Below are 358 nucleotides of genomic sequence, written 5' to 3'. Positions count from 1 at the left end.
GAACGCGGTCGCTAAGTCGCCGCCGTCACCGCCTAAGGTGTCGTTACCCGCAACCGAAGCGCCGGTAATCGAGCCGTCTTCTGCCAACGTATTGCTGTCAGCGGTCGCCGTTGGCGTGTCATCCACCGCCGTCACCGTAATGGTTACGGTCGCGATGTCCGTGTCGCCATCAGCATCGGTGATGATGTAAGTGAAGCTGTCGGTGCCGTTGAAGTTCGCATCCGGGCTGTAGTCGTAACTTCCGTCAGCATTGAAGGTCAAGGTGCCGTTAGACACGTCGGTATCCAAGCTGAACGCGGTCGCTAAGTCGCCGCCGTCACCGCCTAAGGTGTCGTTACCCGCAACCGAAGCGCCGGTA

1 protein-coding gene is annotated in these 358 nt (G+C 59.8%); it reads right to left on the bottom strand.

The genetic code is table 11. The features are described from left to right. A partial coding sequence (locus GJS41_RS11370) for an Ig-like domain-containing protein (RefSeq protein ID WP_195758390.1) occupies window positions 1-358 on the bottom strand: 358 nt, incomplete at both ends.

The sequence above is a fragment of the Kangiella sp. HZ709 genome, assembly GCF_009674675.1.
In the GTDB taxonomy this organism is placed as follows: domain Bacteria; phylum Pseudomonadota; class Gammaproteobacteria; order Enterobacterales; family Kangiellaceae; genus Kangiella.
Note: the sequence above shows the minus strand (reverse complement) of the source record. Positions and strands in the feature narration are given on the sequence as shown.